The sequence below is a fragment of the Lujinxingia sediminis genome (assembly GCF_004005565.1).
Lineage (GTDB): Bacteria > Myxococcota_A > Bradymonadia > Bradymonadales > Bradymonadaceae > Lujinxingia > Lujinxingia sediminis.
The window spans coordinates 1,255,230-1,277,183 of the sequence record NZ_SADD01000001.1 but is presented as its reverse complement, the minus strand read 5'-3'; the positions used below and the strand labels follow the sequence as shown (position 1 = coordinate 1,277,183).

The following is a 21,954-nucleotide window of genomic DNA, read 5'->3' as shown; positions in this document are numbered from 1 at the left end:
GTCGCCATTTCGAGCGCGGCGATGGTGGACGCCTCCCTTGAAGGTGTCAAGGTCTGAGGCGCGGAAGTTCGCATTGGTTCAGGCGTTGATGGTTGCCAGGTAGCTGGCGACGATGGGGAGCGAGCAGTTGCCCAGGGTCAGCGGTACAACGATCTTGCGAAAGCGGTAGCCGGCCATGGCCAGTGGGGCGGTGAGCAGGTTGTTGGCAAAGGGGGAGAAGCCGACGTAGAGGAAGATGAAGATCTGCAGGAAGAGTTCAGGCTTGGTTTGCAGCCACAGCCAGACACGCTCCATCCAGTTCTCCAGCCACTGTGGCATCACACTCTGGGCGGTCACGCCGAAGTAGAAGAAGAGGGCGTCGCCCACGGTCAGCCCAACGGCCACCAGGGGAATGAGGATGATCAGGTTCACCTCGGTGGTCGCCATGGCATAGACCGCCGGGTAGGTGGAGAAGGGGGTTACGGATCCCAGCGCGCCAAATACTGAGATTAAAAAGCCAACCAGATAGCTGTTCTCAACGCCCATCCACTCAATGACGGCCTCGGGCTCGGTGTAGAGAAAGAAGAACGTCCACCCCACGACGAGAAGAAGCGCGACGAGAAAGATCGCGACCTGCTTCCGTGTGCGTTCGGGACGCGACAAACTCGCCGAATCGGTTTCTTCTCTGCCGGGTTCGGGCTGAGGAGCGGGCTCAGGCATACATCGTCATCGGAATCGGTGGGTCAGGTGGGGAGGAGACTCAGCGGGGCGTGTTCTGGCGAGCGATGGTCTGGAGAGCCTTGAGCGCGTCTGTCCAGCGAGAGCGGGCTGATTCCCGAGCATCCGCGTCGGGGAGGTTCTCATGGGTAAATCCGATCGTTCCTTTTCCCGAAGGGCTTGTTTCTACCCGGGCGATGACCACCTCTGTGGTCGCTCGCGTGGAAGGGATCCAGCCGAGTCGAATGCTATCGCCGGGGCGAATGCCACGCACGTCAACGCGCAGGCCCTCTTCGAGGTCGAAGTTTGTTCCCTCCTGCAGCGTCTGAGGTGCGCCTGCGCCCAGCCATGCGCCGAGCCCTTCGGCAGAGGTCAGTAATGTCCATGCTTCGGACGCGTCTGGCAGAAAGGTCTTCTGTTTGCTGATCTGAAAGCCGCGGGAGGTTTCGCCGATCTCTCGCATTCCTCGGGCACGCTCATAGGCCACGGTGATGGATTGCGCCCACCAGCCTGACACGCCTTCGCGGGTGTGCAGGTGGTGGGCGATGTCCTTATGGCTCATGCTTTCGGCACCGAGCGCGTCGAGTCGATCAAACCAGTGGCGCCAGGGGTGGCCAGTGGCCTTCTGGACTGCATCATCGCTCATCTTCGGTGGGGTCATGGCGACTCTCCGGGCGTTGACGTCTCAGGAGCAGGGGGCGATCACTTCAGAAGGCGAAGCACATCTTCGGGTGGGCGGCCGATCGCCGCGTCGGTGTCGGTCATGACGACCGGGCGTTCGATGAGTTTGGGGTGGGCGGCCATTGCGTTGATGAGTGCATCGTCCCCGGCATCGGAGAGGTCGAGTTCTTTGAAGAGAGATTCCTTCTTACGCACGAGGCCGTCGGCCTTGATTCCCAGTTTGCCCAGCACGTCACGAATCTCTTCGACGGTCGGCGTGTCGTCGAGGTAGCGGCGCACGTTCAGGGAGATTCCGTGCTCTTCGAGAAGTGCCAGAGTCTGGCGCGACTTGCTGCATCGGGGGTTGTGCCAGATGGTCATCGTTGAGGTCATTATGTACTCCAGTAGCGATCGTTTGGTCTTCGTTCAGGCAGGCCGATCGATACCCGAGAAGCGGTCCGAGGAGCAAGGATGGGCGCCGATTGCATTTCGCGCGGAAGGTGTTGTTGCTCGTCGGTGGGTGATGGAGCGTGCGAGCACTCCGAGCGCCCGGGGGGGAGATGGCTATCTCGGAGGATGTGACGCTCGTGTGCCGTGGTTCCACCGGCGTTGTTGGAGACAGGTGTCGCGCGAGAACGAAGGCTGAGCTCGGGCGTCGTGTCAGGGAGGACGCGGCTGCTTTGTTATCGCAACATGGTCGTCCCGGAAGGCATCTCCGGGGTGCTTTCGGTGACAGGGGTATTGGTTGTGGAGCGTGTTCGCGCAGTATGGAGTGTCTGAGGTGAAATCATGCCAGGGGGACTCGCGAGATAGGTGTATTCGTCAGGCTCGAAGTGTCAGGTGTGTGGGTGGTTGGGCCTTGAAAAAGGGCGTCGTTCCAGCGAGCCTGTGGCCCACTTATGTTAAGATGGACGTTAGAAGTCTCCAGAATAAACCTCATTGAAGGAGAAAGGATATGTGTCTTCAAACGTTGCGTGGAGCTATCTACGCGCCGCTACTGGCCGTACTTGTAATGAGTTGTGGTACCTCGGCGAGCACCTCGGAGCATTGGACGCCGGATGTTGACCCGGGTGATGTTGATGAGCAGGTCGAAGATGCGGGGGATGTTGGGACGCCGCCGGACGTGGGTAACGACGATGTCGATGACGGCGAGGAGTTGCCGGAGCTAGCGTTCTGCAATCAGGCTGCCCCACCGGAGTTTAGCGATACGGTGGATTGGGAGAGTTTTGGCAGTGGGGCGATTGCGGCTCTTGATCCGTGGCATAGTGCGCAGGACGTCATCACTCATCCCGAACGCGAGGCGCTTGTCACCGGTAAGTTCACGTATGGGCCGACGAGCAAAGACCTTCAGGGGGAGCGAATTGAAGTATGGATGGACGATTGCTCCGGGTCGTATGTGCGCCTTGGGGAGGCCGAGACCGATAGCGACGGACGTTCGGTGCTGACGCTCGCTCCGGGGGCATTGCCGCCGGTCGGGACCTACGCGTTGTTGCAGCGGGTGATGGGAGACAACACCGTGGTTCGCTCCTACCTTCGGGTGTTTCCTCGGGAGACGCGACTGATCGTGTTCGATATCGATGCGACGCTCACGACATCGGACACGGAACTCTTTCAGGACATCTTCAACGACCTGTTTGAGCCTTTGTTAGACGGGGACTTCGTACCGGAGGCGCGTGTTGGAGCGGTGGATATCACGAAGGTGCGCAACGAAGTGCACGGGTATCAGCTGGTCTACATCACCGGTCGGCCATATTGGCTGACCGAGCAAAGTCGCGGGTGGCTTGATGATCAGGGCGTGGCGCACGGGCATTTGCGCTTGACGGGCTCCAACGCCGAGTCGCTTCCGACGACCAGCGGAGTGGGAGCGTACAAGGCGGCGTACCTGGAGTTTTTGAAGGAGTTGGGTTTTGAGATCGTCATGGCTTACGGCAACGCCACTACGGATATCTTTGCGTATGCCGAGGCTGGTGTTCCGGCGGATCGGACGTTCATCCTCGGGCAACACGGTGGTGAAGAGGGAACGGTGGCGCTGGGCGAAGATTACGTCGAGCATCTGGAGGCCGTGCGCAGCGACGTGCCAGCTGACCAACCCTTTGCCTGGACACCCTAAAGGTCAGGGGCGGGAGCGCAGGAGAGAGATGATGATGTGGCATGTGTGTTTGAATCGCCGAGGCGTGCCTTCGGTGCTGCTCATAGCAATGTTGTTCGCGGGATGCGGCTCGCCGCAGGGGAGCGATATACCTACCTATATTCCCGACGATGCGGGAGGCAGCGAGGATCGTGATAGTGGTGCGGAGCCGGATGGGGGCGACGATCCTGAAGACGACGTGGAGGGTGATGTCGGTAGTGAGGCCGATGCTGCAGATGATGAGCCCGACAGTGGCGAAGATGCGCCGATCGAGCTTTTCTTTGAAGATTTCCACCGAGTGGCGCTGACGCTTCCGGTCGGGACGACGCTGCGTACGCCTTTCGAGCTCGATGAACTCTCCACCCCGGTGGAGTTGTTGGTGGTGCGAGAGCTCCGCGGCTACAACGAGGTGCAGAACACCGAGAACGAGCGGGTGGTGATGACCGTTAATGACGCCAGCTTCGTGGGGCCGGAGGCGGGCTGGGATCGCGAGGAGCTTCCGCGCGGGCGCTATGATGCCTATCTGGAGAACCTCGGTGGGGCGTCAGGCACCGATGTGAACAACTATCTCGCGGTGAAGATCGCCGCGACGCCGCGCATGCTGGCGTCGGTGGCTGATCATGAGGGGACGATCGGTGATTTTACGGGCTTTCTGGGGCCGGGGCAGGCCAGCGGTACGACCTTTGAGGCGCGTGAGGGCTACGCGTACGTCTTGCGCGGGGTGCGGGGTAAGAACACCGTGTTTGTGATCTCGACGGACCAGCTGCCGAAGATCGAAAATCAAGAACCCTTTGCGTTCATTCACACCTGGGACGCGTCCGACCCGGAGCTTGCGCCGGAGCCTACCGTGCTCGACCTGGATCCGGGCGAATACATGGTGCTTGTGGCGAATAACGCCGGTGATGAGCGCGATCACGGCTCGGTGATGCTCATTGATGAGTGGTTGCTAAAGTGAGCGCGCCGCGTATCGCGTGAGGGGCGCATCCTTAAGGATGCCGCCAGATACAAGCGCCGGCGTCCCCTGAGGGGGGCGCCGGCGTTTTTTCGTGGTGGACTATGCGTGACGCATTTACTCGGGGCAGTAGGTGCGCATCACGAAGCGGTAGTAGTCGGGGTCGCCGTCATTGTCCTGGCCGATGCCAACGTTCCAGACAACCAGTGCGCGTTCACCGTCCCAGGCGGAGGCGGGATACCAGGGGAAATAGCCATTGTTCATCAGTTCAACGGAGGCGTCGTATTCTACGCCGAGTTCGCTGAAGCGTTGCGCCCTGATGGTATGCACATGTTTCCAGAAGAAGAGGTAGTCCTGACCGCTCCAGAGCGCATTGAGCCCGTGAACTTCGTGCCCCACAAATGAGATTTCTTCGGTCTCACGCACGGGTTGGCCGTTGGCATCGTAGGTGGCCTGGAAGAGTTTCGTAGCGTGGTAGAAGTTGTCACTGGCGGTGATTGCGAAGTGCTCGTCGGTCGCGAGTAGTGTGGGCGAGTGCAACCGCCCGTCCGCAACCTGAATTGGAGCGGGGTCAAGCGGGTTGATGTTCGCGTCGAAGCGCTGAAAGAAGGTCCGTGGGGAGTAGCCCAAAGGATCAATGTTCTGTCGCCAAACCACCCCGAGTGAGGAGCCGCTCCAGGCCAGGGTGGCCCAGCCTGAGGGCGTGTCGGTCGCGATGTTGACCGGGGGGCCGTCGAGCTCGCCATCGGAGGTGATCTTTGCGAGCTTCACGGCCGATTCGGCGTCGGAGAGGTGGGTCCAGAGTGCGATGAAATGGCTGCCGGTCCAGGTCAGCGCGATACGGTCGGCCCAGATGCCATCGGTCAATGCGAGGGGAGAGCCGACGGGTTGGCCAGCGTTGTCGAGACGCTGGAAGTACGCGTCGTTGCGGTCGGGGCCACCGCGGCCATCTCGCCAAATGAGGCCGTAGCCATCGTTGGCCTTGACCAGACTGGTCGTGGAGATGTGGGAGCCTCCGGGGGTGGAGGTCAGCTGGAGCTCCTGGCCAAGTGGGTTGCCCTCACGATCAAAACGCGCGGCGTAGATTCTGGGAGATTGATTGGAGGATGCACGGTCGTCGCTCCAGACGATGAGGTAGGCGTCGTCGGCCCAGACGACCGAGGCTTCGACATCCTGTCGGCTGGCCTGTGCGCCGGAGAACGCCACGACCGGCCCGGGTCCGGGAGACTCGCAGGCAAAGGGTACGCAGACGTCAAGGCTCTCGACGTGTCCTTCATCGCAGCTGCATACGGCGTCCTGGCCCTCGACGGTGCAGACCGTGCGACCGGGTTCGGTGCAGGGGTTCGGGTTGCAGGGGGAGGTGTCGGCGTCATCGTCGTTGTCGACGTCCGGGATTTCAGTGCCGCTGTCGTTGCCGGAGTCGACCGGGTCGGGGTCGGAGGTATCGGTGTCGTCCCCCGTGTCGGGTGTGCCCGAGGTGTCGGGCGTGTGGGCGTCGGCGTCGGGTTGCTCGTCGCCAGCGTCGGGCTCAGTGAGGGTGCGCGCACAGATGTTCTGCACGCAGATTTCGCCCTCAAAGCAGTCGCGCTCGTCGGTGCAGCTGTTCTGGGAAGGAGCGGTGCAGGCACCGAGGAGCGAGACTGCGGCGATGGCCACGAGGCACGGTGCCGGTGGTGTGCAGTGGGATCGGAAGAGCGACATATCCATTCTCGGGCAAGGAGATCGAAGCAAAGGTGGCGGGCAATTGTTTCAGGACGCTAGCGCGAAGCCCGAGCGTTTGCCAGAGTCTGGGGGACGCGGTTAGTCGGGTCGAGCGAGCGAGGTTCCAGCAACACTGTACGATGAGGGTGGTGTGGTGATTCATTATGAGTCAGGCAACGAGGCCCCGATCGGGTTGCCGTCGGCGGTTTTTCTGCACGGGTTTATGGGGAGTGGTCGGGATTTTGGACAGTTATGCGAGAGGCTGGGCGCGCACCGTCATTGCGTGCGTGTGGATCTTCCCGGTCACGGTCGAAGTGTCGGATTGCTCAGGCAGACCCCAATGTCGATTCGTGCGATGGTCGAGGAGGTAGTGGGCCTGCTTGATCATCTCGAGTTCGAGGCGGTGGATGTGGTGGGGTATTCGATGGGGGGACGTGTGGCGATGTTGCTGGCGCTGCAGCACCCGGAGCGGGTGCGTACGCTGGTGTTGGAGTCGGCCAGTCCGGGGATTGAAGGGAAGGAAGAGCGCGCGGAGCGCGCGCGTCTCGATGGGGCTCGTGCTCGAGAGATGCGTGAGGAGGGCCTGGAGCATTTTCTGGAACGCTGGTACCAGCTGGAGCTCTTTGAGAGTTTAAGGGCGCACCCGGGGTTTGAGGGGATGGTGCGTGAGCGCAGCCGGGGTGATGTGCAAGCGCTATCGCGTGTTGTCGCGGAGGCAAGCCCGGGGCTTCAGGAGAGTCTATGGTCGCGGCTCTCGGAGTTGGCGATTCCCTCGCTGTGGCTGGCGGGTGAGTTGGACGCGCGTTATGCGGCGATGTCTGAGCGTGCGGCGCATCGAAGTGGCGGAGAGGTGCGGATCATCGAGGGGGCCGGGCATAGCGCTCACCTGGAGGCACCTGACGCGGTCGCAGATGCGATCTCCGGGTTTTGGACTACGGCGTAGCGTGCGAAGGGGCGGGACTTTTGTTTGTTTGAAGAGGAGGCACGCGCTGGCGGGTAGGGAGCACCATAGCCGTCTGACCTGTCAACGCACGTGCGGCCTGGTGCACGGGCGCGCGAAACGGCTCGGACGCCCGCACGGACCCCATAATCACCAAAAAATCACCCTTGCACGTGCGTAGAGCGTCGATGTGAGGCTGCAAGGTTAGTGCTGCACGTGCGCTCGACGTGTGCCAGAGGCCGAGAAGCACGGCTGCCTCGGTTGAGATCTCCGGGTCGCTCTGCAAAGAGCAATGAGCGCCCGGTGGGAGATGGTGCCGTGGTGGCGACAACGAGGTCACCAGCGCGTCAGGGAGCAAGAAGGGGGCGTTCGACGGTGAAGCGCTTGAGGTGGGCCATAAGTTCGTCGAAGAGTTCCGGGGTCAGGGCCTGATCGGCGTCGCAGCGCGCCTCGGAGGGTTCGGGATGCACTTCGACCATGAGGCCGTCGAGACCGGCAGCCAGGGTTGCCGCGGCGGCGCGCTTAAGGAGCCGGGGCAGGCCGATGGCGTGGGAGGGGTCGACGATGACGGGAAGGCGGCTTTCATCTTGTGCCCACATGGCGCCAGCAAGATCCAGGGTAAAGCGGGTCTCATCGCCGAAGGAGCGGATGCCCCTTTCGCAGAGGATGATCTGGTCGGAACCAGCGCGCGCGACGTGTTCTGCCGCCAGAAGCCATTCGGTGGGAGTCGCACCGAAGTTTCGCTTCAGAACAACCGGGCGTCCGGTGCGACCGACGGCTTCAAGAAGGGCAAAGTTTTGCATGTTGCGCGCGCCGATTTGGAAGGCATCCACGCACTCGGCCATCTGCTCCACATCGGACTCTGAGAGAACCTCGGTGACAAAGGGCAAGCCGTGGGTGCGGGATGCCTTCTGCAAGAGTTCAATTCCGGGCATGCCTAAGCCCTGGAAGCTGTAGGGGGACGTGCGAGGTTTGAACGCCCCACCGCGAAGCACGTTGGCCCCCAGCTTACCGACGCATTCTGCGGCGTGTGAGATCATTTCGGCGGATTCCACGGCGCAAGGGCCTGCAATGACGACGAAAGGTTCTGCGCCGAAGGGGACGTCCCCGATATGAACGACGTGGCGGGAGCGGTCCATACGGCGACCGGTGCGGGGCAGGCGTGGATCGACGGAGGTGGGGTCGGTCGAGGATGGGATAGCGGGGGTGAAATCGGCGGTGCTCATGAGGTAGACCTCAGGGGAAAGACGACAAGGGGGGATTTACTGACCGACACGCGTAGCCAGCTCGGCGAGCCGGTGGCGGCGCACCTTCTGGCTGGGCGTGCGGGGGATGGCGTCGGTGAGAAACCAGCGCCGGGGGATTTTGAAAGGTGCGAGACGAGTGCGACAGTGCTCGTTGAGGCTTTGCAGGAGTTTTGTGTCCGAAAACTCAGCCAGCGTGGCGAGTTGGTCATCCTTCTGTGATGCCGGAAGGGAGGAGAGCACCAGTGCGCAGCAGAGTTGCTGGCCCCACTCCGGATGGTCCAGGGCGAATACAGCGAGGTCAGTCACATGAGGATGCGCGCGTAACGCGCGTTCAACCTCAGTGGGGTCGATGTTTTCGCCGCCGGAGACGATACGTTCGGAAGCGCGGTGATGGATGTAAAGAAAACCACGTTCATCAAGGTGCCCGACGTCGCCGGTGCGCATCCAACCCTCGTTATCATAGAGAGCGTCAGCGTTCTTGTTGAGGTAGCCGCGGGTGAGCGTGGGGCCACGCACCTTGATGGCACCGGGTTGGCCTGGCGCGGCGGTTGAACCATCGTCAAGGGTGATGCGGAGCTCGGTGCCAGGGAGCGGCGAGCCGGAGCTCTCCAGCATATCGAGGGGGGCGTCGAGGGGGAGCGTGGTGATCTGGCTGGCGGCTTCGCTCATCCCGTAGGTAGGCAGAAGAGGAAGGCCGATCTTACGGGCGGCACGGAGATCGTGGGCATCAACGGGACCGCCTCCTACGAGGACTGCGCGCAACGACGTCGTCAGGGGGGTGGAGTGCGCCGTGAGCAGTCGATGTACCTGTGTGGGGACCAGGCTCAAGCGGGTGATGGGACGGGTGGTCACCAGGGTTGCGATGGTGCCCATGTCGGTGTGTTCGGCGAGCTCCAGGGTGGTGGCGTAGATCAGGCTGCGAAGCATCGTGGCGAGCCCGCCCATATGGCAGAGGGGCAGGCAGCAGAGCCAGCGGTCGTCATTCTCAAGGCCCAGGCGCTCGGCGGAGGCCATCGCGCTCGCATGGATGTTGGCGGCGCTCAGGGGAACGGCTCTCGGGGTGCCGGTTGTGCCGGAGGTGAAGAGGACCACCAGGGTATCATCGCTGTCAGCCGTGGAGGTTTCGCCGATTGATGGGAGCGCATCGCCAGAAGGCCCTGCGATGCAGGAGGATGCGGCGTCGTTGAGGTGCTCAAGCGTGAGCTCGGACGCACCGAGTTCCGAGGGGATATTTGCAGACGCGTCGCGGATGATAAGATCGACGGGAACGATGCTCAGTTGCGTGCGCAGGTCTTCCGCGGTGGCCAGGTGGTGCAGGGGGACGAGGGTTGCGCCAGTCATGAGAATGGCGTGAGCGGCCAGCAGCCAGCCTACGCTGTTCTCGGCGATGATGGCGACACGGCTTCCCGACCTGATGTCCATTGCGGCCAGGTGCTTTGCACGTTGCGCGACAAGGGAGTGAAGTTGCGCGTAAGAAAGCTCCACGTCTCCTGCGACGATGGCGAGACGGTCAGGGTGGAGCCTGGCGGCGATGTTGAGCCAGTGCAGAGCAGGGGGTGGCGAGGTCATGTTGCCTCCCAGCCAGGGGCGAAGGGGGTGGGCACAAAGCCCAGCCCTGGCGCGTCGTCGAGGCGCAGGGTGCCGCCGAGGTTTTTGTCTCGTTCGGGCGCCAGATCTTGTTTGAGCCAGTTGCCGGTGATGAGGCCGTGGCTGCCGTCCAGGGCGATGAGCTGAGGGTTGCCCGCGACAAGATGGGCGGCAGCGCGGCGGCCGATGGCGCTCTCGATGAGGTTGCTGATGACGATGCGTAGGCCGGCGTTCTCTGCCAGTTTAATAAGGGTCAGAGTAGGAAGGAGTCCGCCCAGGCTCATTGGCTTGAGGACGAGTGCGCGGACCGCGCGGGCTGCGATGAGCTCACGAGCGAAGGAGGGGGGAGAGCAGGATTCATCGGCGGCGATAGGCACCGCGCTCTTCTGGCTCAGTTCAGCAAACTCCTCGACGGACTCACAGGCGACGGGTTCTTCAAGGAAGTCGATATTGAAGGGAGCGACTGCCTCGGCGAAGGTGAGCGCTTGTTCCATGGAGAAAGCGCGGTTGGCGTCGAGGCGGATAGCGGCGTTGGGGCATTTCTCGCGCACCAGGCGGATGCGCTCAACGTCCGTTTCCAGTGGATCGAGGCCGACCTTAAGCTTGGCGGCACGCGTACTTTCTCCGATGGAGACGCGAACGCGGCCGGCGGTAATGGCCGGCGGGTCCAGGGCGTGAGTCGACTGGAGGCGGACCCCGTAGGTCAGATCGATCGGGGCTTCGTCTGCGAAGAGTTTGGCCAGGGGTACTGACTTCTGGCGAGCGAGAGCGTCGAGCATCGCGAGCTCAAGGCCAAAACGAAGTGTGGGCATACTGGCGAGGTTGCCCAGGGCGGCGTTGAGATGCTCGGGAGCGAGGCAGAGCCCCTTCTGGGCGGGGAGATTGCGGGCCAGCCCGCGCAGTGCGAGTTCCACCTCCGAGATCGTTTCCGTTGACCAGCCGGGCAATGGCGAGCATTCGCCAAAACCCTCGACCGGTACCCCGGCGACGATGGCGCGCAGACGCAGCGCGAGAACCTCGCGAGATTCGTAGGTGGCGGCGCTTGTGCGAATTGGCACCATAAGGGGAAGCTCGGCCCTCTCCCACGAAAGCTGCGGACACTCGAACAGGGCTGTAAGGATGGCGTCGTTCATAGCGCAAACCCGATGGCGTAGAGCACGCCGAAGACGGTGAGCAGGCCGGCGGTTCTGGCGAGGAGGGCGTTAAGTGCGCTGCCCTCAAGTGCGCCGAGCGCACGGATGCATTTGATCGCCAGTGGCAGGCTCAGAAGGGGCAGGAGCACCCAGATCTGGGAGAGCCCGGCAGCGATCTGAATCACAGGCACCAGGTATGCAGCGAGTACGACACCCGCGTATTGCTTGCGTGTGACGGCCTTTCCAAGTCGCACCGCCAGGGTGTTTTTTCCAGCGACGCGGTCGGTGTCGACGTCCCGGTAGTTGTTGACGATGAGAATTGCCGTCGACAGAAGTCCGATGGGGATGGAGGCGACGAGGGCCTCCGGGGAGAAGCTAAGCGCCTGCACATAGTGCGTGGCGGTGACCGCGATCAGGCCGAAGAAGAGGAAGACGAAAAGGTCTCCAAGGCCGTTGTAGCCCAGCGGGTAAGGCCCGCCGGTGTAGGCGATGCCCGAGAGGATGGAGGCGATGCCGATGATGAGGATGGGCCAGCCGCCCACGCCGATGAGGTAGAGGCCGACGAGTGCGGCGGCCAGAAAGGTCAGGGCGGTGGCCCATTTCATGGCGTTGGGGGTGAGCAGCCCAGCCTGAACGGCGCGGGTGGGGCCGAGGCGGTTTTCGTTGTCGGCACCGCTTTTGGCGTCGAAGTAGTCGTTGGCGAAGTTCGTGCCGATCTGAATGAGGCCAGCACCCACCAGCGCGGCGATGGCCGGGCCGGGCGCGAAGACATCCTGTCCGTAGGCCACTGCGCTTCCCACCAGTACGGGTACAGCTGCTGCCGCGAGCGTCTTGGGGCGAGAGGCCAGGATCCAGGATTGCAGTCGGGAGGGGGAAGAGGAGGTCATGGGAGGTCTCCCTGAAAACCGTGATCGATGAGGGTTGCAGCGTCGGCGCGAAGGGCGGCGCGCAGGTCGCGGTCCACCTCGCGGTTGCTGCGCGCGACGAGCACCTGAAAGCCCGGATCGTGCGTAAACGCCTTCAGGGCGCTGGCGAGCGTTTGAGGTGAGGTTGCTTCATGAAGGCGCGTGGTCGAGGGGGCGCTACGGGTGATGTCTGCGCGCGCCGACGTGAGGAAATGTCGCGTATGAACGTCGGGAAAGTCAGCGATCGGGAGTTCATCGAAGATCGCGCCGCCCTCGTTGTCCAGAACGAGCACAAGCAGGGGAAGATCGAGTTCCCGAGCCAGGGCCAGAGCGGAGAGGTCATGGCGAAGGGCCACGTCGCCCAGGGCGATGATGGTGGGCGCCTGATGGCCGGCTTCGCGGCGAGCCAGGGCCAGCCCGAGTCCGGTGGCGACGATGCCATCGATGCCGTTGACGCCGCGGTTAAAAAAGATCTGCAGTGGGGCGCGGCGGCGACCCATGAACGCATCCACGTCACGGATAGGCATGCTGTTGGAGATCATCAACGCGCTGCCTTCCGGGAGCAGTTCTCCGAGGGAGTTCCAGATCTCCGGGGCGGTGAGAGGTGCGTCGGGTTGAGCGAGGCGGAAACGCTCCAGTGAGGCTCGGAGAGAGTCTTCGGCACGGGCTTCGGCCATCTGGAAGGCGTTGAGCCACGGGGATTCTGGCGCCGAATTTCGTTCGGTGGCGAGGCTAAGTCGACGACTTAAAGCCTGCAGCGTTTCGCGAGGGTTGGCCCGGAGATGCCAGCCTGCCAGGTGGTCGGGGTCTGGGGGGGCTACGTCTGGCGAGAGAAGGATTGTGGTGGTGTGAGCCCAGGACCGCACAGCGCGGGCAGCCGCCCAGCTTAAGGGGGCTTTGCCGGTGCGCAGCACGAGGTCAGGTTGGCCGCAGCGTGCGAGAAGGCTGCTGCCGAAGACGGCGTCACCAAAGTGCAGGGGTGGCTTTTGAAGCTCGGCGTGGCGAGTTACCCCGGAGGTGGGTTCGGCGATGAGCGGTGCGCCCAGGCGTTGCGCAAGTTCGAAGAGCGCGGTGGCGTAGGTGTTACCCCGGTGGTCGGCGCCAGCCAGAATGAGAGGACGTTCCGCGTTGGCGAGAAGGTCCGCGATGGTATCGAGGGTAGACTCATCAAGTACGGCATGGGTCGGCGGGGTTTGCAGGTAGGGCTTGTTGTCGGGGCGTCCCATCATCGCCATCGGGTCGCCTGTGCCAAGCGTTGGGGGCACGGCGTCGCGGTGTCCCTCCGGGAGCGCAGTGGGCTCCAGGGGCTTTCGGAAGGGGAGATTGAGATGCACCGGTCCCGCATTTGGACCGCTCGCACGCTGGAAGGCACGGCAGGCCAGCGCGCGCAGGTAGCGCAGCTTCTCGGCGGTGGGTTCGGGCTCGGCGACCTGGTGGAACCAGCGCACATGCGTGCCGAAAAATCGAGTCTGGTCGAGGGCCTGAGGAGCACCGGCATCGTGAAGGTTCGGGGGGCGATCTGCGGTAAGCACGATCAGGGGCACACCGGAGCTCGAAGCCTCGCAGATGGCCGGATAGTAATGCGCCGCAGCGGTGCCGGAGGTACACACAAGCGCGACGGGCTTTTGGCTTGCGAGGCTCAACCCCAACGCAACGAAAGCGGCTTGCCGCTCATCAATGATGGAGATGTCCTCGATGTCCGGGTGGTTGGCAAAGGCCACCACCAGCGGGGTGGAGCGCGAGCCTGGGCTGATGCAGACGTGTTTAAGCCCGCAGCGCACCAACTCGTCGACCAGGGCGTGTGCCCATAGCGTGTTGATGTTCGGCCAGGAAGGTGGCGAGGGGGTCATGGTAGGTCCTCTGCCGTGAGTGCGTTCTGGAGTGCGGCGAGCTTTTGATGCGTCTCGGCCCACTCAACGTGGGGGTCGCTGTCGGCAGTGATTCCTGCGCCGGCGAAGAGCAGTGCCTGATCGTGATGCACAAGGCCGCAGCGCAGAGCCACAAAGATCTGGCCCTCACCTTCTGGCGACATCGCTCCGATGGGGCCGGCATAGAGGCCGCGATCAAAGCCTTCGTCGCGAGCGATGGCCTGGCGAGCGGCCTGGCGAGGTTGGCCGCAGACGGCAGGCGTCGGGTGCAAGGCGTCGATGGCTTCGAGTAGTCCGAACGTATCTGTGATTTCGGCGCGGATGGGTGTCTCCAGGTGGGAGACGTTGGTCAGGCGACGGATGCCCGGGGTGTCGTTGTAGGAGGGGCTGGCACCATGGTGTTTAAGGCTGGAGGTGATCATCTCGACGACGACTTGATGCTCGTGGCGATCTTTGGCGCTGTGCAGAAGGTTGTCTTCTGCCGCGGCACGTTCCGGGCTCTGCGGGGGACTGCCTCCCCGGGTGGTGCCGGCGAGCGCCATGGTCTGGAGTTGATTGTGGTGGGCGCTGACAAGCGTCTCGGGAGTCGCGCCGACAAAGGTCGGAGCGCCGGGGTGGGGACTAAGCGCGAAGGTGGCACAGCCAGAAAAGTCGGCGTTGAGCGCGGCTATGACCCGGTCAAGTTTAAAGTGCGATGAGCGCTCTGCGGTCGCGCGGCGGGCGTAGACGATCTTCTCTACCGGAGCCGAGGTGCCAGCGGATGCCACGACGCTCGCGACGTTGGCGGTAAAGCGCGTCTCTTCGTTACGAAGGTCGAGTGATGTGCATGCTCCGTCTGTTGCCGGAGGCTGTGCAGGGTGTTGCGCATCGTTGACGCGTGCCAACCATTCGCTCATGGCCGTGGGTGACGCGTGATCGAGGTGTGCAATGACGGCGAAGAGCTGCGCGTCGCGGCGCATGAGCAAAAGTTCGGGGAGGTAGAGGGCACGACGCTCAAAGGCGTTCCAGGTAACATCGTCGCCAGGCGCGTACGAGGGATCGAACGCCGCATAGGCGAAGAGGCGCACGTCTTCGGTATCGCCCGCACTGTGGCGAAATGCGCGCAAGACTGCGTTGGCGGAGGCAAACCCGGTGTCGTTGCCGGTGTCACCGAAGGTCGCCTCCCACGCGCAGCCCAGCCCCACAAGTTCTTCGCCGCACGCTGCTCCGTGCTGCGGTAGACGCAGGTAGGAGGCGCGGGTGAAAGAGCGGGCACGCTCAAAGATTTCCGCGAGGCAGAGGTCTTCCTTAAGCGCCTGAACAGTAAAGTGCAGGCGCGTCGCGGAGCGGTCAGCCGGTTGCTGTGGTCGGGGGGGGGACATCGGGTACACCTGGGCTCACTGAGCCTACAGCAGCGGGCGCGCAAGGGCGCCCGCGAACCTCAGAAGTGCCAGGGAAACTTCGAATAATCCTGGGGACGCTTCTCCAAAAACGCATCTCGTCCCTCCTGCGCCTCTTCGGTGCCGTAGGCGAGTCGGGTGGCTTCGCCGGCGAAGAGCTGCTGTCCGACGAGGCCTTCGTCGGGGAGGTTGAAGGCGTACTTGAGCATGCGCATGGCAGTGGGGCTCTTGGAGTTGATGAGCTTTCCGTACTCCAGGGCGCGTTTTTCCAGGTCGGCATGGGGCACGACTTCGTTGACCATGCCCATCTGGAAGGCTTCATCGGCGCTGTAGTTGAGGCCGAGGAAGAAGATCTCACGAGCGCGCTTCTGGCCGATCTGGCGCGCAAGGAGTGCGGAGCCGTAACCACCGTCGAAGCTGGCGACGTCCGGGTCGGTCTGCTTGAAAAGGGCGTGCTCTTTGCTGGCGATGGTCATGTCGCAGACGACATGCAGGCTGTGGCCGCCGCCGACCGCCCAGCCGGGCACCACAGCGATGACGACTTTGGGCATGAAGCGAATCAGACGCTGCACTTCCAGGATATGCAGACGCCCCAATCTTGCGCGGGCGACGGGGTCATCGGCGAGTTCGCGGCCGGCGTACTGGTAGCCATCTTTGCCGCGTACGGCCTGATCGCCGCCGGAGCAAAACGCCCAGCCGCCGTCTTTTGGCGAGGGACCGTTTCCGGTGATGAGCACGCAGCCAACATCGGCCGACTGACGGGCGTGTTCGAGGGCAGTAAAGAGTTCATCGACGGTCTGGGGCCGAAATGCGTTGCGGATCTCCGGTCGGTTGAAGGCCACACGCACCGTGCCCTGGTCGAGGGCGCGGTGGTAGGTGATGTCCTGAAAATCAAAGCCCTCTACGGGGGCCCATGCGTCGGGATCGAAGATGTCGGAGATCATGGCAACAGCTCCATTGGCAACGTCAATGTGTAGAAGAGGCCGAGCGCATCTGTCGGGTCTCGGCGTCGTATCGGGGGGCACGCAAGCGTGCCCGGATCGAGGAGGGATTACCACGATCTCGGTCGTGTTCAAAACGGTTTGAACACCTCGGCATTCCCCGATGCTCCGGACGCTCGCGGGCGGTGTGGCGTACGTCTCATGGACGACGAGCCGCTCACACAGGTGTGGCGGCTCGTCGCGTTTTGTAGGGAGTTCATGGGGCTATGGCACGAGGCTACCAGCTGGAGCCGGCTCCGCCGCCTCCGGACTTGCCGCCGCCGAAGGATCCCGAGCTCTTCTTGCGCCTGCTGCTGCCCGATGAACTTCCGCTGGAGGACGAGTTTCCGGCGCTCCACGATGAGCTGTCACTTGAGGAGGAGTTGCTATCGCTCCATGAAGAGCTGCTGCTTGAAGACGAAGAGCTAAAGAAGCCGCCGCGGTCGTCATCGTCATCATCGTCGTCACGGATGATGACCGTGCGGGAGGTTGAGGACGTAGTTTTAGGCACGCGGGGAGTCGTCTCGTCGTGATGGGACTTGTGGTTGCAGTTAAGGCAATTTTCAAAGAGTCGCCGGCGTCCGGGTGAGGAGGTTGTGGCGGTGACGAGGGTCTCGACGCGTATCTCGAGCGTTCGGCGATCACATTGCGGGCAGGTGTTGAAGTTGCGCAGGTCCTGGTAGATGACTTTGGAGTGCTGGCACCCCGGACACTCCAAAAAGGTGAAGCGGCGCGATCCGATGGCGCGCTCAAGGCGCTGGGCATTGGTGAGTATCGTTTCGACCTTGCTGTCGGGCATTGGCACGAGCCTGGTCTCGCAGTGCGGGCATCGTGTCGCGCGTTTTCGGCGCCCGATGGACCACACGAGAAGTAGAACGAGTATCCCGCAACAGCACCAGGCGCCGGATGTGGGCGGATCCTCTTCGCTTCTCGTTGCGCCGTCGGAGTTGCTGTCCGCAAGCCTGACCAGGGTGGACTTCGGGCGCGCCTCGCCCGCTGTTTGAGGAAGTTCCTCGGCGTAAGCGCGCAGCCGTTCGATGACTGCGTTGACGCCGCTTACAAGTCCCGGGCCGAAGTTCTCCTGCTTGAAGTGCGGCACCATCTTCTCGGCCTGCATGGTGGCGAGCCAGCCGTCGGTGAGTACGGACTCCAGCCCGTAGCCCGTCTCCATCTCCAGGCGTCGCTCGCCCATGACTAACACGATGAGCAGGCCGTTATTGGCGTCAGATTTCCCCACGCCCCACAGGTTAAAGAGGCCGGTGGTGAAGTCTTTGGTGGAGGGCGCTGTGACCTGATCGACGGTCACGAGCGCGATCTCGACGCCGGTCTCTTCCTCGATCGCGTCGATGGCGACGTTGATGGTCTCTTCGTCCGCGTCGCTCAATACGTCAGCCAGGTCTGTGACCCAGGCTCCGCTGTCCCGGGGATTAGGGACGTCGAGGATCGTCGTGGCATGGGCAGGGGCAGCCCATATGAGGGCGAAGGCGAAAAGGAGCCATGAGGAGAGTGTACGCATCATCAGCCGTTACAGTCGCAGAGAATGAGGGGAAGCAGGTGAGGGCAGTGTCGGGAAAGTTTGACTGCCTGTAAACGGCATTTCCATACGGTGAGCGCACCGAGGTGGAGCATTGCTTGCGTGATGATGCTCTTGCACGAAGGCTCTCGACGTGCGTCCCCGCGCCTGAAGTACAGATGAACGCTGTCGTGCTGCGCGCATAAACCCTTTCGTGCCGAATCTGGATCAGGGGCAATGTGGTCGCGTCTGGCGCTCACGCTCTAAGGCGATACCTTAGTTTTCGCTGTGGTGTATCGTCATCGTGGTCCAGGTGGTTTCGTTCTTCTTTAGGCCATGTAAAGGGAGCGCGGGGGATGCGAGTGGAGCGCTGCGGCTGAGCAGGGTAGGTTCGCGGTTCCTTATGAATTCCATGGTGGTGGTCAGGTTCTCATTCGCAGGGCGACAGGAGGTCGAAGGATGACGAGAGAAAAGGAGTCGGGAAGGCTGGAAGAGCTGGCCGTGGAGGCCCGAGATGTGCTGCGTGGCGCGCGTCACGGCGTGCTTGCGACGTTGAGCGCAGAGAAGGGGTTTCCCTACGCGTCGGTGGTGGATGTGGCCGGGCTTGAGGGCGGTGACCTACTCTTGTTATTGAGCGATCTGGCCGAGCATACACGCAACCTGCGCGCGGACAGTCGGGCCTCCCTGGTTGTGGCCGCGAGCGAGGGGGAGGGCGAACTTCTGGAGCGCGGTCGTGCCAGTTTTCAGGGGAAGGTCGAGGCCGTGGGGGGCGGAGAGATTGACGACCTCCGTGCGCGCTATCTGGAGGTGCATCCGCAGGCGAAAGGCTATGTGGGGTTTGCCGACTTTCATTTCTTCAGGTTGCGCGTAGAGCGCGTGCGCTTCATTGCGGGGTTCGGGCGGATGGGGTGGGTTGAGGGCGCTTTATGGCGTCAGATCAGCGCATCGACAGCGGGTTGAGATGCGTGCCTGCAGGATGGTGCAATGATGTGCGCGGAAAGCGTGGCGGCTGTCGTGCTTTCTCCAACGCGCAGGACGCGGCATCACCTGTGGTGTACAGCCGGCTCGAGCGCATCACTGGCCTCGACCGCTCGTTGCGGTCGCTTTCGCCTGCTGCGTTGGGAGCATCGATCGCTATCACCATCCGCTGATGACGAGATACGAGCATCGCGCGGGTTCCAAACGCTGGTTCGCCAGTTTCTCAGGCTTCGACGAACTCAAAACACGCGAGCTCGGGGCGGCAGCCCAGGCGAATCGGCAGGGTGCTCAGGCCGATACCGCGGCTGACGTAGGTCAGACCAGCCTCAGTCTGGTAGGTGCCGCTGACAAAGCGTCCGCTTCCGGGCGGGCGCACCGGAGCGATGCCAAACATACGCACCTGGCCGCCGTGGGTGTGGCCGGCAAGCGTCAGGTCAAATCGCGGCGCACCCAAAGGGTAGGGCTCCAGAATGCCCGGGGCGTGGGTAAGGAGGAGGCGAAGCGCGCCGTCGGGCAGGTTTCGGCAGGTTTTGAGGATGTCGCCCTGACCAAAGCTCGAGTCATCGGTGCAGGCGAGCACGACGCCCTCGGGAAGGGTGAGGTGCTCGTTGACGTAGAGCTCGATGCGATGTCGCCGGTACATCTGTGCGATCGCCTCCACCCCGAACTTCGCCCGATGCTCCCAGTTTCCGAGTGTGGCCACCACGCGGCGACCCGTACGCATGAGATGGTCGCAGAGGGTGTCGAAATCTTCGAGGTTGCTGTCGCGCTCAATGATGTCACCTGTGAGCGCGATGAGATTGGGGTCGAAGCGGTCGATGGCCTGGAGCATCGCCTCGTGCAGCTCCCCGAATCGCGCCATATGGACGTCGCTCACCTGCACGACGCGGTAGCCGTGCAGGTGCCTGGCGAGGTTGGGTACGCGCACGCGGTGGCCGGTGACCTCCAGCCAGCCGGGCTCGACGCATAGAAGATCGGCTGCGCCTACAGTGCCGGTCGCGAGCGCCAGCGTACCGAGTTGTTTGAGGAAGGTGCGACGAGTGAGCGGCATAAAGGGAGAGGACCAGAAGGTGCGTGGTGAGGGGAGAGGGCAGGGGGCTTCGGGCCGGAAGCAGGTTACGTGCGGCGCTGTCGTTTGGCGAGGGGGCTCGGTGGTCAGTTGTCATAATGATAGTTATCGAGTGGGTGCCGCCAGGGGGAGCCTCAGTCCTTTCGCTTCCACTCCCCCTCCGACTTCTTGTAGGTCGTCTTCACCGCCGACCACGCCACCTTATGGGCGCGCTTCTCCTCGTCGTGCTGCTCGCTGGCGCTGTTAAAGGCCTTTCGATAAATCTCCTGCCCATGCTTCGGGAGGTTATCGCGCACGTTTTTGGGAAGGTCTGCGTTTCGCTGGTAGGGCATCGCGTTCTCCTCGTCTGGAGGTTGCGGAAACTGGCGAGTTCTATGGGCGAAAGCTAGACGCGAGCGGGAAGGTCGCAACGGTTGGAGATGGTGTGGCGAGGCTCGGTCAGCCTGAGTTTGGAGGGCTGAGTTGGCGATCTGGCCGGCTACATCGGCCGGTAAGCCTTCTCAGTAGACGAACTCACCACGACAGAGCGGCAGGTCAGCCTCCTTCGTCGCCGCTCTAGCCATCCAGATCCGGAGCTAAGCACTCTTAGCTGGCGTTCTTGAGATGTCAGTCTGGCAGGTAAGGCATCTGAGTTGGCGATCTCGACAGCCAGATCGGCAGTTAAGCCTCCTGAGGTGGCGCTCTCGAGACGTCAGTCTGGCAGGTAGGGCATCTGAGTTGGCGATCTCGACAGCCAGATCGGCAGGTAAGCGCTCCGAGTCGCTCACGCCTCAACCGCCGGCACTCCCGAACCCACCACAATCTCGGGCCCCCCCGAGCATCCCTTCTTCGTGCCGGCGCGCGGCGAGTATGTGGCGATGGGGGAGCTGGAGGCCGGGACGGTGCTGCGCACCACCGACGGCAGCCTGGCCCGCGTGGCGGGCTCGGAGCGGCGCCAGGGCAGCTTCGAGGTTTTTAATTTTGAGGTCGAGGGTGCCACAACTACTATGTGAGCTCGCCGCGGGGAAGTCCCGGGGTGTTGGTGCATAATCAGTGTTTTCCACTTTCAGACCGTTATTCTGCAGACAACTATCTTGACAAACTAGACCGTTCGCATTTGGAGGCGGTAGCCCGTGAGTCACGTGGGGAGGTTGTGGCACGTCGGCCTGACGGTCAACCATTCGATCACATTCAGGAAGTTGCCGACGCTCGACAAGGTATTGGAAATACGATTAGGGATGTTAACGCTAGATTAGCATGTCCGGGGACTAGCGTTGACGAGCGTGCAGCGCTTGAGGTTGCATTATCTCGAGCCAGTTCTATTCGCGATAATGTGGATAACTATTTGCGCAATTCAGGCGCGTTAAATTCAGTGCTTGAAAAAACGAGATAATGATCCCGCGAGTATGGATATGGCTTACGAAGTACAGGACTTGGTAAATAGGCTCAAGTGGGACGGTGCTGCTTTGTCCTCAGAAGAGGTAGATTGGGTTGCTTGTAGGTTATTGAATAGCCCTTCGTCTCTTGAGGTTAGTAATGGGTTGTACATTCTTGCTATTGAGAAGGCGTTTAGGCATCGAGCTGTCATGGATGAGTTTCTGTTTTCTAAAAATGTTGTGTTTGTTGAGCGCGCGCTTTCGATGGTGTGGCGGTATTGGAAGGATTATGATCGTTATCGGCAGTTCACGTTGGAGCTAATTAAAGGCGTTGTATGGGATGAGGTCGAGCGAGTTAGAGCCACGGCGATCACTGTTGTGGGGGGATACTTGCGCGAGTCTGTTGACGTCGAGCTTGTATGTGAAATCTTTCAAGCGTACCTAGCCTCTGACAGTAGATTGGTGCAAGTTGCTGCGTATAGAGTGCTGTCATCTTTGCTGTCTATTTCCCCGGAAGAGCTTGAAGGCCCTCCGCGAAAGCCGATAGTTCGACCTGAAGTTGTCGATAGAATCGAAGAGTTCGTAAAGAGCTTAAAAAACGGTGATGATGTTTTATAGTAATTTGTTTCGTTTGCCAGAACCCGATTGACGCCTTAATTATAACATGACGTCATTCTGGCCTTGTTGAAAAAGCCCGACCCCCTCACAGGGATCGGGCTTATTTACTTCAATAGACCGCTGTCACTCACAGCTTTTCCGAACTTCTACAGTCACTCACGGCTTTTCCGAAGGGTGTGGATCTCGCATATATCAACGCCGAGCTGTAGTCTCATGATCCCCCACATCTCCTAAACCCCGCATAA

21 protein-coding genes are annotated in these 21,954 nt (G+C 62.0%); 7 read left to right on the top strand and 14 right to left on the bottom strand.

The annotated features are described in order from the left end of the window. Positions 1-78: 78 nt before the first annotated feature. The 3 genes from EA187_RS05205 to arsC are packed head-to-tail and all read right to left on the bottom strand — an operon-like array spanning position 79 to position 1,749. On the bottom strand, positions 79-699 hold the full coding sequence (locus EA187_RS05205; protein WP_115602575.1) for a hypothetical protein: 621 nt from the start codon (positions 697-699) through the stop codon (positions 79-81). Between the two features lie 40 nt (positions 700-739). Then, positions 740-1,357 carry a hypothetical protein gene (locus EA187_RS05200; RefSeq protein ID WP_115602576.1) on the bottom strand — a complete coding sequence of 206 codons (618 nt, stop codon included), beginning with the start codon at positions 1,355-1,357 and terminating at the stop codon, positions 740-742. 41 nt (positions 1,358-1,398) lie between these two features. Beyond that, complete coding sequence (gene arsC / locus EA187_RS05195) at positions 1,399-1,749, bottom strand: arsenate reductase (glutaredoxin) (protein ID WP_115602577.1); 351 nt, start codon at positions 1,747-1,749, stop codon at positions 1,399-1,401. Positions 1,750-2,311: 562 nt separating this feature from the next. Between arsC and EA187_RS05190 the strand changes: the two genes are divergently transcribed. Further along, positions 2,312-3,466 carry an LNS2 domain-containing protein gene (locus EA187_RS05190; RefSeq protein ID WP_127779390.1) on the top strand — a complete coding sequence of 385 codons (1,155 nt, stop codon included), beginning with the start codon at positions 2,312-2,314 and terminating at the stop codon, positions 3,464-3,466. Between the two features lie 28 nt (positions 3,467-3,494). Next, positions 3,495-4,439, top strand: a complete 945-nt coding sequence (locus EA187_RS05185; RefSeq protein WP_127779389.1) for a hypothetical protein — start codon at positions 3,495-3,497, stop codon at positions 4,437-4,439. A 114-nt stretch (positions 4,440-4,553) separates the two neighbouring features. Here EA187_RS05185 and EA187_RS05180 read toward each other — a convergent pair whose 3' ends face one another. Beyond that, positions 4,554-6,137: a hypothetical protein gene (locus EA187_RS05180; RefSeq protein WP_115602580.1), complete on the bottom strand. Its 1,584-nt coding sequence runs from the start codon at positions 6,135-6,137 to the stop codon at positions 4,554-4,556. Between the two features lie 151 nt (positions 6,138-6,288). Here EA187_RS05180 and menH point away from each other — a divergent pair, with 151 nt between their 5' ends. Further along, complete coding sequence (menH, locus tag EA187_RS05175) at positions 6,289-7,080, top strand: 2-succinyl-6-hydroxy-2,4-cyclohexadiene-1-carboxylate synthase (protein ID WP_115602581.1); 792 nt, start codon at positions 6,289-6,291, stop codon at positions 7,078-7,080. A gap of 344 nt (positions 7,081-7,424) precedes the next feature. Here the strand turns inward: menH and aroF are convergent, their stop codons facing one another. From aroF to EA187_RS05135, 8 genes are all read right to left on the bottom strand, one after another. Further along, complete coding sequence (gene aroF / locus EA187_RS05170; protein ID WP_115602582.1) at positions 7,425-8,303, bottom strand: 3-deoxy-7-phosphoheptulonate synthase; 879 nt, start codon at positions 8,301-8,303, stop codon at positions 7,425-7,427. A 36-nt stretch (positions 8,304-8,339) separates the two neighbouring features. After that, the gene (locus tag EA187_RS05165; protein ID WP_127779388.1) at positions 8,340-9,893 is read right to left on the bottom strand and encodes a class I adenylate-forming enzyme family protein; all 1,554 of its coding nucleotides are present in this window, start codon (positions 9,891-9,893) and stop codon (positions 8,340-8,342) included. Further along, positions 9,890-11,044, bottom strand: coding sequence for an o-succinylbenzoate synthase (menC, locus tag EA187_RS05160; protein WP_115602584.1), 1,155 nt, complete (start codon positions 11,042-11,044; stop codon positions 9,890-9,892). Before menC ends, EA187_RS05165 begins: the two co-directional genes overlap by 4 nt. Continuing rightward, complete coding sequence (locus EA187_RS05155) at positions 11,041-11,931, bottom strand: 1,4-dihydroxy-2-naphthoate polyprenyltransferase (protein ID WP_115602585.1); 891 nt, start codon at positions 11,929-11,931, stop codon at positions 11,041-11,043. The genes menC and EA187_RS05155 overlap by 4 nt, the downstream gene beginning before the upstream one ends. Then, on the bottom strand, positions 11,928-13,799 hold the full coding sequence (menD, locus tag EA187_RS05150; protein ID WP_115602586.1) for a 2-succinyl-5-enolpyruvyl-6-hydroxy-3-cyclohexene-1-carboxylic-acid synthase: 1,872 nt from the start codon (positions 13,797-13,799) through the stop codon (positions 11,928-11,930). Before menD ends, EA187_RS05155 begins: the two co-directional genes overlap by 4 nt. After that, complete coding sequence (locus EA187_RS05145) at positions 13,796-15,178, bottom strand: isochorismate synthase (protein ID WP_115602587.1); 1,383 nt, start codon at positions 15,176-15,178, stop codon at positions 13,796-13,798. Before EA187_RS05145 ends, menD begins: the two co-directional genes overlap by 4 nt. Before the next feature lie 59 nt (positions 15,179-15,237). Beyond that, positions 15,238-16,140: a 1,4-dihydroxy-2-naphthoyl-CoA synthase gene (locus EA187_RS05140; protein WP_115602588.1), complete on the bottom strand. Its 903-nt coding sequence runs from the start codon at positions 16,138-16,140 to the stop codon at positions 15,238-15,240. Positions 16,141-16,414: 274 nt separating this feature from the next. After that, positions 16,415-17,692, bottom strand: coding sequence for a TPM domain-containing protein (locus tag EA187_RS05135; RefSeq protein ID WP_283808537.1), 1,278 nt, complete (start codon positions 17,690-17,692; stop codon positions 16,415-16,417). Positions 17,693-18,148: 456 nt separating this feature from the next. Between EA187_RS05135 and EA187_RS05130 the strand changes: the two genes are divergently transcribed. Beyond that, complete coding sequence (locus tag EA187_RS05130) at positions 18,149-18,649, top strand: HugZ family pyridoxamine 5'-phosphate oxidase (RefSeq protein ID WP_115602590.1); 501 nt, start codon at positions 18,149-18,151, stop codon at positions 18,647-18,649. Between the two features lie 241 nt (positions 18,650-18,890). On the opposite strand, the gene EA187_RS05125 is transcribed toward EA187_RS05130, so the two are convergent. Both EA187_RS05125 and EA187_RS05120 read right to left on the bottom strand, forming a co-directional pair. Next, positions 18,891-19,718 carry a metallophosphoesterase gene (locus EA187_RS05125; RefSeq protein ID WP_115602591.1) on the bottom strand — a complete coding sequence of 276 codons (828 nt, stop codon included), beginning with the start codon at positions 19,716-19,718 and terminating at the stop codon, positions 18,891-18,893. Positions 19,719-19,870: 152 nt separating this feature from the next. Further along, a complete protein-coding gene (locus EA187_RS05120; RefSeq protein ID WP_115602592.1) occupies positions 19,871-20,068 on the bottom strand; it encodes a ChaB family protein in 198 nt (65 codons plus the stop codon). 525 nt (positions 20,069-20,593) lie between these two features. Here EA187_RS05120 and EA187_RS20925 point away from each other — a divergent pair. The 3 genes from EA187_RS20925 to EA187_RS05110 are packed head-to-tail and all read left to right on the top strand — an operon-like array spanning position 20,594 to position 21,709. Next, positions 20,594-20,728 (top strand): hypothetical protein, encoded by a 135-nt coding sequence (locus EA187_RS20925; RefSeq protein WP_283808534.1) that lies wholly within the window; start codon positions 20,594-20,596, stop codon positions 20,726-20,728. Beyond that, positions 20,725-21,108: a polymorphic toxin type 28 domain-containing protein gene (locus EA187_RS21135; RefSeq protein WP_115602593.1), complete on the top strand. Its 384-nt coding sequence runs from the start codon at positions 20,725-20,727 to the stop codon at positions 21,106-21,108. The genes EA187_RS20925 and EA187_RS21135 overlap by 4 nt, the downstream gene beginning before the upstream one ends. A gap of 19 nt (positions 21,109-21,127) precedes the next feature. Next, a complete protein-coding gene (locus EA187_RS05110) occupies positions 21,128-21,709 on the top strand; it encodes a hypothetical protein (protein ID WP_127779387.1) in 582 nt (193 codons plus the stop codon). The last annotated feature ends 245 nt before the right edge of the window (positions 21,710-21,954 follow it).

What these genes read in the sequence shown, in the direction of transcription:
- EA187_RS05205 (WP_115602575.1), bottom strand. Translation starts at nt 699, where the DNA reads ATGCCTGAGCCCGCTCCTCAGCCCGAACCCGGCAGAGAAGAAACCGAT.
- EA187_RS05200 (WP_115602576.1), bottom strand. Translation starts at nt 1,357, where the DNA reads ATGACCCCACCGAAGATGAGCGATGATGCAGTCCAGAAGGCCACTGGC.
- arsC (WP_115602577.1), bottom strand. Translation starts at nt 1,749, where the DNA reads ATGACCTCAACGATGACCATCTGGCACAACCCCCGATGCAGCAAGTCG.
- EA187_RS05190 (WP_127779390.1), top strand. Translation starts at nt 2,312, where the DNA reads ATGTGTCTTCAAACGTTGCGTGGAGCTATCTACGCGCCGCTACTGGCC.
- EA187_RS05185 (WP_127779389.1), top strand. Translation starts at nt 3,495, where the DNA reads ATGATGATGTGGCATGTGTGTTTGAATCGCCGAGGCGTGCCTTCGGTG.
- EA187_RS05180 (WP_115602580.1), bottom strand. Translation starts at nt 6,137, where the DNA reads ATGTCGCTCTTCCGATCCCACTGCACACCACCGGCACCGTGCCTCGTG.
- aroF (WP_115602582.1), bottom strand. Translation starts at nt 8,303, where the DNA reads ATGAGCACCGCCGATTTCACCCCCGCTATCCCATCCTCGACCGACCCC.
- EA187_RS05165 (WP_127779388.1), bottom strand. Translation starts at nt 9,893, where the DNA reads ATGACCTCGCCACCCCCTGCTCTGCACTGGCTCAACATCGCCGCCAGG.
- menC (WP_115602584.1), bottom strand. Translation starts at nt 11,044, where the DNA reads ATGAACGACGCCATCCTTACAGCCCTGTTCGAGTGTCCGCAGCTTTCG.
- EA187_RS05155 (WP_115602585.1), bottom strand. Translation starts at nt 11,931, where the DNA reads ATGACCTCCTCTTCCCCCTCCCGACTGCAATCCTGGATCCTGGCCTCT.
- menD (WP_115602586.1), bottom strand. Translation starts at nt 13,799, where the DNA reads ATGACCCCCTCGCCACCTTCCTGGCCGAACATCAACACGCTATGGGCA.
- EA187_RS05145 (WP_115602587.1), bottom strand. Translation starts at nt 15,178, where the DNA reads ATGTCCCCCCCCCGACCACAGCAACCGGCTGACCGCTCCGCGACGCGC.
- EA187_RS05140 (WP_115602588.1), bottom strand. Translation starts at nt 16,140, where the DNA reads ATGATCTCCGACATCTTCGATCCCGACGCATGGGCCCCCGTAGAGGGC.
- EA187_RS05135 (WP_283808537.1), bottom strand. Translation starts at nt 17,692, where the DNA reads ATGCGTACACTCTCCTCATGGCTCCTTTTCGCCTTCGCCCTCATATGG.
- EA187_RS05130 (WP_115602590.1), top strand. Translation starts at nt 18,149, where the DNA reads ATGACGAGAGAAAAGGAGTCGGGAAGGCTGGAAGAGCTGGCCGTGGAG.
- EA187_RS05125 (WP_115602591.1), bottom strand. Translation starts at nt 19,718, where the DNA reads ATGCCGCTCACTCGTCGCACCTTCCTCAAACAACTCGGTACGCTGGCG.
- EA187_RS05120 (WP_115602592.1), bottom strand. Translation starts at nt 20,068, where the DNA reads ATGCCCTACCAGCGAAACGCAGACCTTCCCAAAAACGTGCGCGATAAC.
- EA187_RS20925 (WP_283808534.1), top strand. Translation starts at nt 20,594, where the DNA reads ATGGGGGAGCTGGAGGCCGGGACGGTGCTGCGCACCACCGACGGCAGC.
- EA187_RS05110 (WP_127779387.1), top strand. Translation starts at nt 21,128, where the DNA reads ATGGCTTACGAAGTACAGGACTTGGTAAATAGGCTCAAGTGGGACGGT.